Here is a 16633-nt window from a genome sequence, read left to right on the forward strand (position 1 = left end):
AGTTGTCAGTTATGTGTTGTCTGTTGTGGGAGATAGCTCCTGTTACCACCCGCCAGCCAAGCCTGCTGTCTGCCAGGCTACAAAGCCGCCCAAATCATTATAGCGCTGGTAGCGTTTGTTGTAAAACTGGGCATTTGCTTCGTTAGGTGTATATATTTTATCAAACTCGCCACCCATGGCTGTCATGGCATCTTCCACTTTTTCGTACACGCCTGCAACGGTAGCTGCAAACATGGCTGCGCCTAAAGCACAAGTATGCTCAAACGGGTGAATGCGGATAGGCATCTGCAATACATCAGCCATCATCTGCATAATGTAAGGTGATTTTTTAGCTACCCCACCAATGCCGATTAATCCCTCAACAAGAACCTGCTCACTACGGAAACGCTCCACAATGCTGCGGGCGCCAAAGCAGGTAGCTTCGGCTAAAGCACGGAATACACGTGGCGCATCCGAACCTAAACTTAAACCTGTAATAGCGCCGGTAAGCAGTTGGTTGGCATCGGGTGTACGGCGGCCGTTAAACCAGTCAACCGCCAGTTCTGCATCTTCTTCCAGCGGTAAAGCTTGGGCAGCGTTACTTAATTCAGGAATGATTTTGCCTATCATCTCCTCTTTCAAGGCAGCAGCTGTTTGTGCATCAACTATTGTTGAATTATTTAATAGCTTTTCAATTGGCCAGGCAATTAAATTTTTGAACCAGGCATAAGTATCGCCAAAGGCAGATTGACCTGCCTCCAAACCTGCCATGCCCGGTATAACCGAACCGTCAACCTGTCCGCAAATGCCTTTCACCAACTTGCCTTCCATGTCGCGGTTGGGTGCTACCAATATGTCGCAGGTAGAAGTTCCCATTACTTTACTTAAGTGATAAGGCTCAATCTGGCCGCCAACGGCACCCATATGGGCATCAAAAGCGCCCACACCTACCACTACATCGGTAGAAAGGCCCAAACGGGCAGCCCACTCGGCACTCAGGTTACCAGCGGCTACATCAGATGTATAAGTATCTTTGAATAGCCTGTCTGTATAACCATCCAGCAGCGGGTCTAATGATGAGAAGAAAGCATTGGGTGGCAGTCCGCCAAAATCTTCTGCCCATAAGGCTTTATGGCCGGCTGCACAGCGGCTACGTTTAATAGCTAAAGCATCAGTGCCACCGGTCAGCACAAAAGGTAGCCAGTCGCAATGCTCCACCCAAGAATAAGTGGCTGCTCGTACCGCGTCGTCTACACGCAGTATGTGTAGCAGTTTTGCCCAAAACCACTCTGATGAGTATATGCCGCCAACATATTGTAAATAATTAGTATCAAATTTTTCAGCATGTGCGTTAATCTGTGCCGCCTCTGTAACCGAGGTATGGTCTTTCCAAAGCACAAACATGGCGTTAGGATTTTCTGCAAACTCGGGCAATAGTGCCAACGGTATACCTGCTTGGTTAACGGCCGCAGGCGTAGAACCGGTAGTGTCTACCGAAAGGCCGCGAATTTGTGCAGCAACCTCCGGGCCTGCTTTAGCAAGGCAGGCTTTAACGGTAGCTTCTAACCCCTCCAAATAATCTAAAGGGTGCTGGCGAAACTGGTTTTCGGCGGCATCGCAATAAAGTTGCTGTTGCCATCGTGGGTAGTAAAATACAGACGTTGCCAATTCTTTACCATTGGCTGCATCTACAATTACGGAACGTACCGAATCTGACCCGTAATCTACTCCTATAACATAATTAGATTGGTTTATCATGGTTTTATATTAAATGTTAATTGTACACTTAATTGAACGTAAAATTATACTTAAAACTGAGAAGTAAAAGTTTAAAGGTAAAATTTATTATAAAAGCGATATTCATACAAACAAATAGTGCATGTGCTTATCAATTAATGAAATCGATTGTATAAAATATAAACTTATTCTTATGTTTGGCTACCTTGCTCAATAAGATTTTTATGAATACTTAGTTAATATGCCACTAAGCTCATGAAGTTGTTACTAGCAACGGCATATAATCAATAGCCTAAAAATATTATTTAAGTGTAGTAAGTACGCTTATATATGAGCATTCAACTATCCAACTATACCATTATGAGAAAGTTTACATTATTATTTCTGTTGCCCTTATTAACGGTGGGATTAAGCTTCAGCGGCTTTAGCCAAAGCAGCGCCAGTATTACGGTAAGCAACGGAGCTAAAGACACCATTAGCCGGCATATTTACGGGCAGTTTGCCGAGCATTTAGGGCGCGGTATTTACGGCGGTTTTTGGGTTGACCCTAGTTTGCCGGTAAAAAAGCAGGACCGCATTAGGCTGGATGTGGTAAACGCTCTTAAAAAAATCAAAATTCCGAACCTGCGCTGGCCCGGCGGCTGCTTTGCCGACGAGTATCACTGGCGCGATGGTATTGGCGACCGCTCGCAACGCCCTAAAATGATTAACACCAACTGGGGTGGGGTAGTAGAAGATAATAGCTTTGGTACGCACGAGTTTTTGGAGCTTTGTCAGCTTTTGGGTTGCGAGCCTTATGTATCGGGCAACGTAGGCAGTGGCACGGTTCAAGAAATGTCGAACTGGGTAGAGTATTTAAATTTTGACGGTGAAAGTCCGCTGACTAACCTTCGGACTAAGAATGGCCATCCTAAACCCTTTAACGTACACTTTTGGGGTGTGGGTAATGAAAGCTGGGGTTGTGGCGGTAACATGACGGCCGAACATTACTCTGATGAATACCGTAGGTATGCCGTATTTGCAAAAGACTATAACAACGCCAAACTCAAAAAGATTGCCTGCGGCCCAAGTGATCAAGATTATAACTGGATGGAAACCTGTATGAAAAATATAGGCTCCAGAAATATGTGGGGAATTTCGTTACATTACTATACCCTGCCAACCGGTAATTGGAATGATAAAGGCCCTGCCACCGGCTTTGGCGAAAAAGAATATTTCAATACTATCAGTAACACCCTGCGTATGGACGAGTTTATTACCAAGCACTCGGCCATTATGGATAAATACGATCCCAACAAAAAAGTGGCTTTAGTAGTGGATGAATGGGGCGTATGGACTAACGTAGAACCCGGTACTAATCCAGGCTTTTTGTTCCAGCAAAACAGTCTGCGCGATGCGTTGGTGGCCGGTACCAACCTTAACATTTTCAACAACCACTGCGACCGCGTTAAAATGGCCGCACTGGCACAATGCATCAATGTGTTGCAGGCACTCATTTTGACCGATAAAGAAAAGATGCTTCTAACGCCTACTTATTATGTGTTTGACATGTACAAGGTGCATCAAGATGCGCAATATTTACCTATCAAATTAAATACGCCTGATTATGAGTTTGATGGTAAGAAGTTGCCGGCCGTAAATGCCTCTGCTTCACGTGATGCCGCAGGTAAAATTCATATAACCTTGGTAAATTTGGATGCCCGGAATTCTGTTAACGTAAGCACCGAGTTTAAAGGCTTACAATGGAATACGGTAACCGGACAAGTGCTTACCTCGGCGTCTGTGGCTGATATCAACACGTTCGAAAAGCCTAACACTATTATCAATAAAAGATTTACCGGCGCTCGTAAAAACGGGGATAAGCTAGTTGTTAATTTACCGTCTAAATCAATTGTATCACTTGAATTGAATTAAGCTATTGCTTCATATAACTTTTCAGCCCGCAGATATAAGCTGTGGGCTTTTTTAATATATTACATAATGTGCTCGATGGAGGAACAGTGCTACTTATTAAAAAAACGTAACTTTAGCAGGTAATACAAACCTTAATTAAGCTATCCGGTTTGTTAATCGCAACCTTGAAGTATGTTTGGACTGTTTCGTAAAAATAAAAAAGAGCCGCAAGTAGCAGTAAGTTTAGCCAGTGTAGGCGTTGATATGCACTCTCATATACTGCCAGGTATTGATGATGGTGCAAAAACAGTTGAAGATTCGGTGCTGTTAATTCGTAGTTTGATGGATGCGGGCATCAAAAAAATTATCACCACACCGCACATCATGGCCGATTATTACAAGAACACTGCCGAAACGATTGGTGGGGCGCTACAGCAATTAAAACAGCATCTGGCCGAAATACAATTAGAAGTTGAGATTGAAGCCGCAGCCGAGCACTACTTTGACGAGTATTTTTTGGAGCTGATTAATACCGACCGGTTAATGTTGATTAATGGAAAATACGTGCTGTTTGAACTGTCGTTTACCAGCAGACCTTTTAACGTGATCCCAACTATTCAGCAGTTAACCCAAAAAGGACTTGTGCCCATTCTGGCTCATCCCGAGCGTTATCCATATTTGTCTGTGCAGGAAGTAATTGATATGCGATCATGGGGATGTATGATACAAATGAATATTCTTTCGGCCTGCGGATATTATGGTAAAGAAGTAAAGCAAAGTGCCGAAAGGCTAATCGATGCAGGCGTTATTGATTTTATTTCGAGCGACATGCACCATGCACGGCACGCCGAAGCTTTAAAACAGGCTTTGGCCGAACCCATTTTGATAAACCTGATTAACACAGGAGTGCTGCAAAACAACTTGCTGCTAACCACTTGAGTCGGTTCTGCATATCCCTGCATCATTTGCGACTAGCCTAATGTTAATATAGTGAGCACTTGTTAATAAGGTAAATTACGTGATTTAACTAAAAAGCGTGCGATTCTAAAATCGCACGCTTTTTAGTTGATAGTCAAAACAAACCTGTCGGCTGCAACAGGTTAGGTTAATACAATTTCAGTGAGAAAGTATTTATCCCATCAGCTCGTAGCATTGTCTGGCAATCTCCAATTCCTCATTGGTAGGCACCACTAACACTTTTACGCGGGATGATGCAGTACTGATCTCATTAATCTCTTTTGAGCGGGTTTGATTTTTGGCTGCATCCAGTTCAATGCCCAGATAACTTAAATCAGCACAAACCATTTCGCGTACCTTCGCATCGTTTTCACCTACACCGGCAGTGAAAATAATAGCATCCAAGCCATTCAAAACAGCGGTATAGGCGCCGATATACTTTTTAATGCGGTAAGCATACAGGTCGTAAGCCAGCTTTGCATTTTCATCGCCTTGTTCAATAGCCTGGGTAATGTCACGCATATCACTTTGGCCGGTTAAACCCAGCATGCCGCTGCGTTTGTTAAGCAGGTTGCTCACTTGCTCTATATCATAGCCCAGCTGGTTTACCAGGTAAAAGATAACCGTTGGGTCAATATCACCCGAGCGGGTACCCATAATTAGTCCGCTCAGCGGGCCAAAGCCCATCGTAGTATCTACCGATTGTCCGTTACTAACAGCTGCCATACTACAACCATTACCCAAGTGTATACTGATAAACTTACTATTGGCTTTGTCTAAATAAGCGGCTGCCTGTTCGGTTACATATTTGTGGCTGGTGCCATGAAAACCGTAAGTACGAATATTAAAATCGGTATAATACTGATTTGGAATAGCAAAGCGATAAGCTTTGGGCGGAAGCGTTTGATGAAATGCCGTGTCAAATACACCAATCTGGGTAGCGTTGGTGAAAATCTTTTCGGCAACCTCTATGCCTAAATAGCTGGCCGGATTATGTAAGGGTGCTAATTGAAATGTCTTTTTTAAATCTTCTTTTACCGTGGCATCAATTACGGTGGTGGTGGTAAAAGTTTCGCCACCATGTACAATGCGGTGTCCCACAACCTGTATGTCGGCAGGATTTTTAATCACGGCATACTCCCCGGTGGTTAGCAAATTGTTCACCTCTTTGATGCCCGCCTCATGATCGGGCAGTTCTTCCGGATTAAGTTTAATAACTTTCTCTTCACCATTGATATAAACTTTGTGTGTAATGGCTGGCTTATCCAAACCAATACGTTCTACAAGGCCACTACAAACCGGATTTTTAGCCGGCATTTTAAATAACTGATATTTGATAGAGCTACTGCCCGAGTTTACAACGAATATGTTCATGAGTTAGGGAAATTCTAATTATCAATTTTGTATTTCTAACCCGTCATTGCGAGCAATAGCGAAGCAATGACGGGTTATGTCTTCATTTACTCTTGGCACTGAATGGCCGTAATAATTACCGTATTAAAAATGTCGTCCACTGTACAACCTCGGCTTAAATCATTAACAGGCTTATTTAAACCTTGCAACATCGGGCCAATAGCCAGTGCCCCGGTTTCGCGTTGCACCGCTTTATAGGTGTTGTTACCAGTATTTAAATCAGGGAAAATGAGCACACTGGCTTGACCGGCAACTTCCGATCCCGGTAATTTGCTCCTACCCACAATCGGGTCAACTGCCGCATCGTATTGGATAGGGCCTTCAACTTTCAAATCGGGGCGCTTGGTTTTTACAATCTCGGTAGCGCGGCGCACTTTCTCTACGTCCTCGCCCTCGCCCGAAGTGCCGGATGAATAAGAAAGCATGGCAATACGCGGCTCAATGCCAAAACGCTGACTGCTTTCGGCTGATGATATGGCAATCTCAGCCAGTTGTTCGGCTGTAGGATTAGGGTTTACGGCACAATCGCCAAACACGGATACCCTATCCGGTAAACACATAAAAAACACGGATGATACCACCGATATACCAGGCTTGGTTTTAACAAACTGTAAAGCCGGACGGATAGTATGCTGCGTAGTATGCACCGCACCCGATACCATACCATCGGCATGGCCCTTGTATACCATCATGGTGCCAAAGTATGATACGTCGGTCATCATATCGGTCGCCATTTCCAAGTTCACGTTTTTGTTTTTACGCAGTTCATACAACGTATTTACATAATCTTGATAGTACTCAGAATTGGCAGGATTTACAATGTTTATTTTGCTCAGATCCAGGTTAAGGCCTAAACGTTTGATATTGGCCGTGATATCATCAGGGTTACCCAGAATGGTTAGGTTTACAATCTCCTGGCTGATTAAACGTGCAGCAGCTTTCAGAATACGTTCATCATTACCTTCAGGCAGTACAATGTGCTTTTTCTGGCTTTTAGCCCAGTTGGTAAGCTGATACTGGAACATACGTGGCGTGATACCGCCGCTATGCTTAAAAGTCACAATACGCTCGTCAAGCTTAGCTACATCAACATATTTGTTAAATACATCAATAGCCAACTGTATTTTCTTGGTATTATCAGCCGTAATGCGAGAACGAATATTACCAATACGAGTGGTAGTTTCGAAAGTGCCAGATTTTACCGAGATAATGGGTACTACCGTTTGCAAACCTTCAATTAGCCTGATAATTGGCTCTTCGGGTTCGGTGCCAGCTGTAAGCACAATGCCTGCAATAGGCGGGTAGCTGGTAGATAAGTTAGCTTGCAGGGCAGCGATGATGATGTCGCCGCGGTCGCCGGGCGTAATAATCAGTACGTTTTCTTTAATAAAGTTTAAAAAGTTGGGCACCTGCATAGCCCCGGTCACAAAGTTATCTACTTGGTTATCCAGGCGTTCTTTGCCAAACAACAGTTTGCTGCCAGGTAGTTCTTCAAAAATTTCTTTCATCGTAGGTGCCTGCAAACCACGCATAGCCGGAATAATGGTCAAGATAATTTCGGGCGGCAGCTGTGTTGCCAGCAACTCGCGAATATCATCCACCTGGGGTGTACTTACTTTGTTGATTACCAAAGCCAGTACTTGTATCTCGCGCGATTCAAAATTGCGCACCGCCGTCATAGCAGCGTTTACGATCTGTGGTGTAGTTTTATTTTCGCCCGATACCACTACAATGGCGGGCGCACCCAGGTTTTTAGCGATAGATACATTCACCTCAAACTCAAAGGCGGTACCTTCACCTGCGTAGTCACTGCCCTCTATAACAGTAAAATCATACTTGTCTTCCAGTTGTTTGTACTTGCGGATGATGATATCGATCATCTCGCCCTGGCTTTCGGTTTCCGACAGGCGCATGGCTTCCTGCCAGCTAAAGGCGTTGGCGTCTTCATAGCTGATGGGCAGGTCAAAATAGCTAAGTACTGTTTGGATGTGGTCGCTCTTGCGTTCCTGAACATTGCGGCTTACAATAGGCTTAAAGTAGCCTATTTTTTGTGCTTTGCCCAATAGCATATCAATCAACCCAAGCGATACAATGGATTTGCCGCTGTATGGCTCGGTACTGGTAACAAAAACGGTTTTAATCATGGGGTAGCGTATCTGTAATGATGTAAAAAAGGCGGTTTTGAATTTTGCCTTTTTTAGTATTAATAATTACGACAAATATATTGGTTAATAGTTGTGATACAATTCCATTTTTAGTGTGTCAGCCTAAAGTAAACGGATAAAAAACATTGAAAATAATTTTGAATTTGCTAAAAATATTAGCTAAATTTATAATGTTTTTAAGGCTGCCAAAAGCATGACATACTTACTTGTTTTTGCTTTAAAAGGCTGCCTTTTTAACTTAAAATTAAGCAGGGCATGAGCTTTGCTTATATAATATATAATTACTGACTTTCAGCCAGTTAGTGATGGAAACAGACGGGTTAAACAAGCGGCTTACTTAACCCGGCGAAACCTTACCAGTTACAGGCAGTTGCCGCAAGCACTGCTAATTGTTGAACTTAAATTATAGAAGAAATTAGATGGAAACGTTTGAATTAACAACAATTACTGATGAGATGCAATCATCCATTACCCATATGGCACAAATGCGCAACGCATTGATTGCTTTCACCAAAGAGGTGCTGGTTAAAGATCAGGACTACGGCGTGGTACCAGGCGTGCAAAAGCCAACGCTTTTAAAACCCGGTGCCGAAAAGCTGATGAACCTGTTTGGCATGTCGGTAGAATTTGAGTGTACGGATAGAGTGCTGGACTTACAGTCTAAATTTATTGCCTACACTTATAAAGCTACTGCCCGTAATAAAGATGGCCGCATTGTAACACAGTGTGAAGGTTCAGTTAATAGCTACGAGCCTAAGTACCGTTACATTTGGATGGAAAAACCAAAGCCTAACCAGGCTACTCAGGATTTGATGAAAGCTGAGGGCAACGGTAAGTTCCGTAAATCGGGCGGTAGCTGGATTTGGGTAGAGCGTACCGAAAACCCGGATTTGATTGGCTTGCAAAACACCATGCAAAAAATGGCGCAAAAACGTGCCTTTGTGGGTGCAATGCTGTTAGCTACTAATGCATCAGAGTTCTTTACTCAAGACGTGGAAGATATGGGCTTTATTGATATTGAAGGTACTGTAATTGAAGAACCTAAAAATAATATGAAAGCTAAAGAAGTAAAAGGTACTGTACAGCAACGCGAATCGGCTACACCGGCCGAAGCTAAGGCAGCTGCACCAAAAGCAGAGGAAGTAAAACCTGCGGAGGTGAAAGCAGCCGAAGTTAAGGTAGCTGAGCCTAAAGTAAGCAAAGCTAAAGCTCAGGCTAAAACAGAAACAGTAGAATCAGTCATTCCGGCGCCTACTCGTGAAGCCATTGCGCATGCTACCAGTGTTGCCGCTTTATATCTGATCCACAAAAATAATGTTGACCTGCAACAGGATGAGCAGTTTATTAAACTCTTATCTACTAAAAAAGCAGAACTAAAGAAAGGAATAGCTGCCTAATGAGAAGGGAATTAGCCATGCAAATTCCTGCCTGCGAAGCGGTAACCTTGTTTACCGGTTTTGACATGGAGCCCGAAAGCTTAATTAAGCTTGACCGGGCTACCATTAACAAGATTGTGTATGACACCGAACAAATGGTTGCCGATGGCGAGCTGGACAGCGTGAAAATGCTGGTGCTTGCTAAAAAAGGGCAGGAGCTGTTTAATAATTTAGAGAAAAGAGTAAGACGCTATGCCGAAGAGCATGCCCGCGTACCCAAGCACGACAAGCTGCGTATGTATGATGCCGAGATTATTGAAAAAGAAACCGGCGTAAGTTATGATTACAGCGTATGCCACGACGTGACCTGGAACGAACTGCATGACCTGCAAGCCGAAATAGCGCAACAAATAAAAGAAAGGGAAGCGTTTTTAAAAACCATTACCAAACCCAGCATCGGCGGCGATCAGTTTACCGGCGAGACCTGGCAAATTAATCCGCCTTTGCGTACTGCCAAGCAAGGGTTGAACGTAAGCTTAAAATAAGCAACCCAATATATATTTCTGAGCCTGTACGTATGTTGCGTGCAGGCTTTTTTGTTTTGGTTTATTTGTTAGTGCTGTGTGTTATTTTAGTGCCTTGTTAGGATAGGTAAAGTACTTTGACCACCGCCTGTGGAAGTTACTTTTCTTTTTTACCACAAAAAAGAAAAGTAACCAAAAGAAAAAGGCTCTCGGCCGCACCTTCTTTCTACTCAAGACAGTTCTTGTACTTAAGTCAGTAGCTACCGAAAGAAGCTGAATGCCGATTCTTTTTTGTCTAAGTTGTTCTGACAGTGCTTTACGTTAAATAACAAAAGTGAAAAAACAAAAAGAAGCACAGAGGCCCGCTATCGCGCCCGGGCCAGCGAAGGTCTTGCGGGCAGACAGGGGATCGCGAGAGCTAGGCCTTTTTGGATACTTTTGTGGCTATGACAAAAGTATCTAGCCCCTGCGGCAATGAGCAGACGAAGTAAGTAAATGACCACTGAAGAACGTTAAACTCCAAGTACAAATTCAACATAGCAGCACAACACTAGTAACATAACACAAGGTAAAGTTCATTATATAACACAATCCACAAACTTTTACTTTATTTTACCTCTCCAATTTGAACCTGTTTACACTATGAAAAGCTTTTTATCTAAAATTTCGGCACTGGCGCTGGTAGGTCTATTGTCGGGATACAACCCGGCGCAAGCCCAATCACACTATAAAACCAGTAAAGGCTTAGCCAGCGTGTTGAAATCTGATCTTCAGGATGCCAATAAGCAGTATCATGTGCTGATGAAGAAGTTGCCTGCGGGTATGTTTCCAAGAAATTACTATGCCGCTAATGACAGCTTAGGCACCAGCGGGTCAGATTGGTGGTGCAGTGGCTTTTACCCCGGCACATTGTTATATCTATACGAGCAAACTAAGGATGCAACATTGTTAACAGAGGCTAACCGCATGTTAGGCTTGTTAAGCAAAGAACAATACAACAAAGGCACACACGATTTAGGCTTTATGATGTATTGTAGTTTTGGTAATGCCAACCGTTTGCACCCGTCGGCCAATTACAAACAGGTGTTGATCAACAGTGCTAAATCGTTATCTACACGTTTTGATCCGAAAGTAGGTCTGATTCGTTCCTGGAATTCCAAGAAAAGTGATTATATCGTTATTATTGATAATATGATGAATTTGGAACTGCTGTTTTGGGCCACCAAAGTTACCGGCGATTCCAGTTTTTATAAAATAGCAGTAACCCATGCTAATAATACCATAAAAAATCATTTCAGGCCCAACTATAGTTCTTACCATGTTGTAAACTATAACCCTGAAACCGGTGCTGTGCAAGAGCGTAAAACTGCACAAGGTTATGCCAACGAATCGGCCTGGGCGCGTGGGCAGGCTTGGGGCCTTTATGGCTATACCGTGATGTATCGCGAAACCAAAAACAAAAAGTACCTGGAGCAGGCGCAGCACATTGCCGATTTCATTCTGAATAATCCCAATCTGCCTAAAGACAAAGTACCTTATTGGGATTTCAATGCGCCTAATATTCCTAATGCTTACCGTGATGCTTCGGCTGCCAGTGTAACGGCTTCGGCTTTGCTGGAGCTTTGTAAATACACAAACGGCGCTAAAGGCAAAACCTATTTTACCTTGGCCGAAACGATGCTGCGCAGCTTGTCGTCAGATACTTACAAAGCGGCCATTGGTACGAATGGTGGTTTTATCCTTAAACATAGTGTAGGCCATTTACCGGCCAAGTCGGAGGTGGATGTACCGTTAACTTATGCTGATTACTATTATGTAGAGGCGATAAAGCGGTATTTGCAAACAAAGTAGGTGAATAGAAACGCTGTCATCTCGAACGCTAGTGAGAGATCGTTTGGAAACGGATAGGTTAACTCAGCGCTTTCAAAGGATTTCTCGTTATCACTCGAAATGACATTTTCGCACGACAAGTTTACGCTTTAAACAACCGGCTTTTCTTCAATTACTTCCTTCAGNCGCACGACAAGTTTACGCTTTAAACAACCGGCTTTTCTTCAATTACTTCCTTCAGCATCTTCAATTCGGCTACAATAATGTAGCTTACCACTACCAAAAATGCCCATGAGCTGATTTTTTGATAATCTACCATTGCCCAGGTTTTATGCTGGTAAGCATATTTCCAGGCACCAAAGCGGGTGGCAATGTTTTCGGCCAGCCAGATAAAAAAGCCAATAAGCACAAACGATAGCGCTACCGGCATACGGTAAGCTTTTCTGTCGACATGAAATACCACTACCGATTTGCGAAACAAAATCAGCACAAAAATGCCAATCAGGTAGCGCATGTCGTGTATAAAATGATTGGTAAAAAAATTGAGGTAAATAAGCAATCCTGCAATACGCACGGGCCAGTGGGGTGGCCAATTAAGCATCTGCAAATCAAACCGGCGCCAAGCCTGGCACATATAGCTGGCTACGCTGGCATACATAAAACCACTATATAGCGGTACGCCAAAAAATTTGGTATAAGCAAATTCGGGATACGACCATGAGCCTACATGCACCTTAAAAAGTTCCATGCATAAACCCAGTAAGTGAAAAATGCAAATCACCAGTACCTCATCCTTTGTTTCAATTTTGCTGAAAAATAAAATGAATTGTATGGCAAGGCAAGTCATCAGCATAAAATCATACCGGGGCAATATGGCGGTAAATAAATGCGATAAAGCCAGCATGGTAAACACCATTACCGGAAACAGGCATGATAAAGCCTGCTGTATACCAAATGTAAGGAAGTGACGAAGGTAGGTTTTCACAAGCGAACTGAAGAGAAACTTAAAATGTGCAATTTAAACACTTACATCTAAATCACGTATTTGTGCTTTGTATTGAGCAGGTAATATAGCTTCTTTCACTAACTTATCTAAGCGTAACTTACGGCTTAATTTATACAAGGCAATAACGGGCTTAAGCAAGGGCAATTGGTTAAGGTTAAGCAGTTGCTTTACCCTGTTAGGCGTTACTAATACTTGCACTTGTTTAAGCAACAGGTAACGCAGCAAGCCTAAATGTTTACGATATTGCTTAAACAAATCAATAGTAAAATGGCTATTGATCATATTATGTTGCAGATGATCTGCGCGCATGGTTAGCCAGTCGACATAAGTAGTGGGTAAGCCGGCAATTCCCATGCGGTGGCCTACGCGATAGAACACGTCAAACACCTCTTTTTTTTCCAAATCAGTCAGTTTGCGTTCCAGCACTTCGTACGAGCGGATAGAATAATCAATCAGCATAAACAATACATCGCGGTAAGCCCAATCGGGTATCTGTGCACCTCGTGCGGCTTCAACACCCTGGTGTATGGCAGCAATTTTGTCGATAGCTTTTAATGCGGCAGCTTGTTCCGAAAAAACAATCTGTTGCGCATAGGTTACTGTAGAAAACAAACGCCCTAATGGGTCGGCAGGTAAACGGCCGGTAAAGTATAGCCAGTCTACCGCATTATTCAAGGCAAACTCGGCAGCAGCACCGGCAAATATGAATAGAGTTGTATCACTTTTGCCCCATATTTCGCGAACAATAGAATGTTTTGCAACAAAAAGTTCCATGTAGTAATAAACGGTTTTTGGTATAAATAATTATTGGCCAATATACTGTATCTTAGGTTGCTTCGTTTAAGCACTAAACCACCTTATTTACATGATCAATCTTTTTAATCTCCCTGTAAAAAGTCCTGTTATTATTATTAGGGTTTTCGGTGTAGCCTTTGTGCTTTTAGTTTGACGTTTATTATTGTGAGCTTATATCAAGCTTGCAGTTACCTTATTAACAACCTCAAACAATATCACTTAACCCTTTCATGAAAACCGTTGGTATCCTTATACTGCTTTTATGCAGCTTGTCCGTTAGTTTCGCCCAAAATCATATAACTATTAAAGGCAGGGTAATTGATTCTTTAGATAAGAAGCCTTTAGAGCTAAGCACAGTTGCTATTGTTAATGTTAAAGACACATCGTTAATAGCTTATATGCTGAGTAAAAAAAATGGAGAATTTGAATTGCGTAATCTATCCGTAGGAGCTAATGTAAAACTGGTAGTATCGTTTGTTACTTATAAAACTTATGTTAAGGTACTCAAACCGTCTGGAAGCGCAATTCTAGATGTTGGTACTATTGAATTGAGCAGTAAGATGCTGAATGAAGTAGTAGTAAAAGGTGAGCGTGTACCTATTGTGGTAAAAAAAGACACTATTGAGTTTAATGCAGAAGCTTTTAAAACAAGGCCTAATGCCGAGGTTGAGGAACTGCTCAAGAAGTTGCCCGGCGTGCAAGTTAACCGCGATGGCTCTATAACCGTAAATGGTAAAACGGTAAGTAAGGTTTTGATAGATGGTAAGGAGTTTTTTGGAAATGACCTTAGAGTAGCAACCCGAAATCTGGATGCCGAAATAGTATCGCAAATTCAGGTATATGATGATCGGGAAAATGATCCGGATCATCTCGTCAGCGAAACGAAAGTTCCTAAAATTATTAACCTTAAACTTAAAAAGGCTATAAAGCGCAGTATATTCGGAAAGGTATTTGCAGGCGGCGGTACGCGTGATAGGTACGAAACTGCGGGTTTGTTTAACCTGTTTAGGGATACCTTACAGGTAAGTGTTATTGGTTTAAGTAATAACCTTAACCGTACTGCATTTTCTAATCAGGAGCTTTATGAGCAGGGAGGGTTTAACCGTGCCGGATCTGAAAACCTGTACAATGGCTCGGTAAACACCGGTGGTCAGAACTGGGGCGGAGGTATTGAAAAAATAACCTCGGGCGGATTTAACCTGAATACAGATTATGGTAAAAAGCTGAAGCTTAATTTGCTGTACTTTTACAGTCAAAAGCAAAATGCTTATGAAACATCAGTTTATCAGCAGCGTTTTTTGCGAGACACTACATTGCTGGCTTCAGCCACCAGTACCCAGCACTCTGATGAGTACAATCATGCTGTTACCGGTTTAGTAGATTGGAAGCCCGATACACTGCATAGTTTGCGATACCAGCCAAAAGTTAACATTAGCAATATGAGCAGCAATCAAAGCTCATTTTCAGATAATTATAACAACTTTAAAGATCACCTTAACTCCAATACAGGCGAAAACAGCCAAAAAAGAATGGCTTGGTCTTTTCAACAAGATTTCACTTTTAACAAGCGTTTTAAGGATAAAAAAGGAGAGTCGCTTACCGTAGGGCATAATTTGCAAATTAGCCCTAATCAATCAGATGGCTTCAACAGTACCGATTTAGTTTCTTATGCATCCACATTGCCATCCAGTAGTTTAAGGCGATATGTGAGGAATACAACCCGTAACACGGCGGCAAATTTAAATGTGAGTTACAGGTATCCGTTTACTAAAAAGTTGATTGTTGATTTAACGTCGTCAGGTAGTTATAGCAACACTGGTGAAACAGTGTTGAATTATGATAAAAATCTTACTACAGGCCAGTACGATATCTTTTTGCAAGATCAAAGCAGTAAAGTAAAAAGAGGTTTGTGGGTGGAAAACGTTAAGCCGGGTATAACTTATCAACTGGCAAAAAGTTTATCTGTAATTGCCGGGGCAACTGCCGAGTGGCAACAGGTAAACAACAAGTTTACTATTGGTAACCTGAACCAGAAATACTTTTATTGGCTACCTTCTTTACGTATAGAAGCCGGTGCGTTTTCGGTAAGCTATAGCAGATCAGTGAATCAGCCGCCGGTATCATCTATGCAACCGGTAACTATTGTTTATAATCAGCTATATAAGTTTACTGGTAACCCATTGTTAAAGCCGTCAAGCAGTAATAACGTTTATGTAAATTTTTACAAATACATACCTGAAAGTGAAATGGGATTTAATTTTTACGGTAGCTTTTCTGCCAGTAAAAACGATGTCATATCCAGGCAAAATATAGATAATAATGGAGGGCAGGCAACCAGCTTTGTTAATCGTAATGGGCAGCTCTCTGGTAACGGTGGGTTAAATTTTAACAAAGGATTTAAAAAATTTGGTGATTGGGAAATAGATATGAATAGCTCGCTTTCGGTCTATTATAATCACCGACTTAATATTATTAATGATGTAGAGGGTTGGCAAAACTCTTATTCGGGGGGAGTTTCGCACAATGTTACCTTGAACTGGAAAGATAAAGTTGAATTGAATACCGGCGGCAGTTTCAGACCTGTTTACACACAATATAATTATAACGATTACAAAAGAGTTTACATCAGAAATTGGGGCATGAATAACAATCTTGTAGTACGCTGGCCCAAAAAAGTGATATGGGAAACCAAGCAGGATTACAATTACAATTCTCAGGTAAGTGCCGGTTTTCAAAAAGGTATAAATGTAGTTAGTTCATCTATTGCGCTGCAAATGCTTAAAAAAGACAAGGGCGAACTTAAGTTTACGGTTTATGATCTTTTTGACCAGAATGTAAATGTATTCAGGTTTACCGGAGTTAACAGTATAATGGATGTGCAGAACAATAGTCTTAAACGGTATTTCTTGTTAACTTATACATTCAGATTTAATAAACTGAGTACAAAATAGCACTTGC

11 protein-coding genes are annotated in these 16633 nt (G+C 42.2%); 6 read left to right on the forward strand and 5 right to left on the reverse strand.

Translation table 11 applies throughout. The annotated features are described in order from the left end of the window. Window positions 1-42: 42 nt before the first annotated feature. On the reverse strand, window positions 43-1737 hold the full coding sequence (locus GPM24_RS20210) for a ribulokinase (RefSeq protein WP_233268917.1): 1695 nt from the start codon (window positions 1735-1737) through the stop codon (window positions 43-45). Window positions 1738-2076: 339 nt separating this feature from the next. Between GPM24_RS20210 and GPM24_RS20215 the strand changes: the two genes are divergently transcribed. Both GPM24_RS20215 and GPM24_RS20220 read left to right on the forward strand, forming a co-directional pair. After that, window positions 2077-3630 (forward strand): alpha-N-arabinofuranosidase, encoded by a 1554-nt coding sequence (locus GPM24_RS20215; protein ID WP_158829205.1) that lies wholly within the window; start codon window positions 2077-2079, stop codon window positions 3628-3630. 171 nt (window positions 3631-3801) lie between these two features. After that, window positions 3802-4548 carry a tyrosine-protein phosphatase gene (locus GPM24_RS20220; protein ID WP_158829207.1) on the forward strand — a complete coding sequence of 249 codons (747 nt, stop codon included), beginning with the start codon at window positions 3802-3804 and terminating at the stop codon, window positions 4546-4548. 192 nt (window positions 4549-4740) lie between these two features. Here the strand turns inward: GPM24_RS20220 and GPM24_RS20225 are convergent, their stop codons facing one another. Both GPM24_RS20225 and pta read right to left on the reverse strand, forming a co-directional pair. After that, the gene (locus GPM24_RS20225) at window positions 4741-5940 is read right to left on the reverse strand and encodes an acetate/propionate family kinase (RefSeq protein ID WP_158829209.1); all 1200 of its coding nucleotides are present in this window, start codon (window positions 5938-5940) and stop codon (window positions 4741-4743) included. Between the two features lie 86 nt (window positions 5941-6026). Next, window positions 6027-8123 carry a phosphate acetyltransferase gene (gene pta / locus GPM24_RS20230; RefSeq protein WP_158829211.1) on the reverse strand — a complete coding sequence of 699 codons (2097 nt, stop codon included), beginning with the start codon at window positions 8121-8123 and terminating at the stop codon, window positions 6027-6029. A gap of 440 nt (window positions 8124-8563) precedes the next feature. On the opposite strand from pta, the gene GPM24_RS20235 reads away from it, so the two are divergent. The 3 genes from GPM24_RS20235 (at window position 8564) to GPM24_RS20245 (ending at window position 11895) form a co-directional block, all read left to right on the forward strand. Next, the gene (locus GPM24_RS20235) at window positions 8564-9541 is read left to right on the forward strand and encodes a hypothetical protein (protein ID WP_158829213.1); all 978 of its coding nucleotides are present in this window, start codon (window positions 8564-8566) and stop codon (window positions 9539-9541) included. Beyond that, window positions 9541-10065, forward strand: a complete 525-nt coding sequence (locus tag GPM24_RS20240; RefSeq protein WP_158829215.1) for a hypothetical protein — start codon at window positions 9541-9543, stop codon at window positions 10063-10065. The genes GPM24_RS20235 and GPM24_RS20240 overlap by 1 nt, the downstream gene beginning before the upstream one ends. Before the next feature lie 621 nt (window positions 10066-10686). Further along, a complete protein-coding gene (locus GPM24_RS20245; protein ID WP_158829217.1) occupies window positions 10687-11895 on the forward strand; it encodes a glycoside hydrolase family protein in 1209 nt (402 codons plus the stop codon). A 184-nt stretch (window positions 11896-12079) separates the two neighbouring features. On the opposite strand, the gene GPM24_RS20250 is transcribed toward GPM24_RS20245, so the two are convergent. Beyond that, the gene (locus tag GPM24_RS20250; RefSeq protein WP_158829219.1) at window positions 12080-12859 is read right to left on the reverse strand and encodes a DUF817 domain-containing protein; all 780 of its coding nucleotides are present in this window, start codon (window positions 12857-12859) and stop codon (window positions 12080-12082) included. 33 nt (window positions 12860-12892) lie between these two features. Next, on the reverse strand, window positions 12893-13654 hold the full coding sequence (locus GPM24_RS20255; protein ID WP_158829221.1) for an oxygenase MpaB family protein: 762 nt from the start codon (window positions 13652-13654) through the stop codon (window positions 12893-12895). 251 nt (window positions 13655-13905) lie between these two features. Between GPM24_RS20255 and GPM24_RS20260 the strand changes: the two genes are divergently transcribed. Then, window positions 13906-16626, forward strand: coding sequence for an outer membrane beta-barrel protein (locus GPM24_RS20260; RefSeq protein WP_158829223.1), 2721 nt, complete (start codon window positions 13906-13908; stop codon window positions 16624-16626). Window positions 16627-16633 lie beyond the last annotated feature (7 nt).

It is taken from the genome of Mucilaginibacter lacusdianchii, from assembly GCF_009770985.1.
Taxonomy (GTDB): Bacteria; Bacteroidota; Bacteroidia; order Sphingobacteriales; family Sphingobacteriaceae; genus Mucilaginibacter; species Mucilaginibacter lacusdianchii.

What these genes read in the sequence shown, in the direction of transcription:
- GPM24_RS20210 (WP_233268917.1), bottom strand. Translation starts at nt 1,737, where the DNA reads ATGATAAACCAATCTAATTATGTTATAGGAGTAGATTACGGGTCAGAT.
- GPM24_RS20215 (WP_158829205.1), top strand. Translation starts at nt 2,077, where the DNA reads ATGAGAAAGTTTACATTATTATTTCTGTTGCCCTTATTAACGGTGGGA.
- GPM24_RS20220 (WP_158829207.1), top strand. Translation starts at nt 3,802, where the DNA reads ATGTTTGGACTGTTTCGTAAAAATAAAAAAGAGCCGCAAGTAGCAGTA.
- GPM24_RS20225 (WP_158829209.1), bottom strand. Translation starts at nt 5,940, where the DNA reads ATGAACATATTCGTTGTAAACTCGGGCAGTAGCTCTATCAAATATCAG.
- pta (WP_158829211.1), bottom strand. Translation starts at nt 8,123, where the DNA reads ATGATTAAAACCGTTTTTGTTACCAGTACCGAGCCATACAGCGGCAAA.
- GPM24_RS20235 (WP_158829213.1), top strand. Translation starts at nt 8,564, where the DNA reads ATGGAAACGTTTGAATTAACAACAATTACTGATGAGATGCAATCATCC.
- GPM24_RS20240 (WP_158829215.1), top strand. Translation starts at nt 9,541, where the DNA reads ATGAGAAGGGAATTAGCCATGCAAATTCCTGCCTGCGAAGCGGTAACC.
- GPM24_RS20245 (WP_158829217.1), top strand. Translation starts at nt 10,687, where the DNA reads ATGAAAAGCTTTTTATCTAAAATTTCGGCACTGGCGCTGGTAGGTCTA.
- GPM24_RS20255 (WP_158829221.1), bottom strand. Translation starts at nt 13,654, where the DNA reads ATGGAACTTTTTGTTGCAAAACATTCTATTGTTCGCGAAATATGGGGC.
- GPM24_RS20260 (WP_158829223.1), top strand. Translation starts at nt 13,906, where the DNA reads ATGAAAACCGTTGGTATCCTTATACTGCTTTTATGCAGCTTGTCCGTT.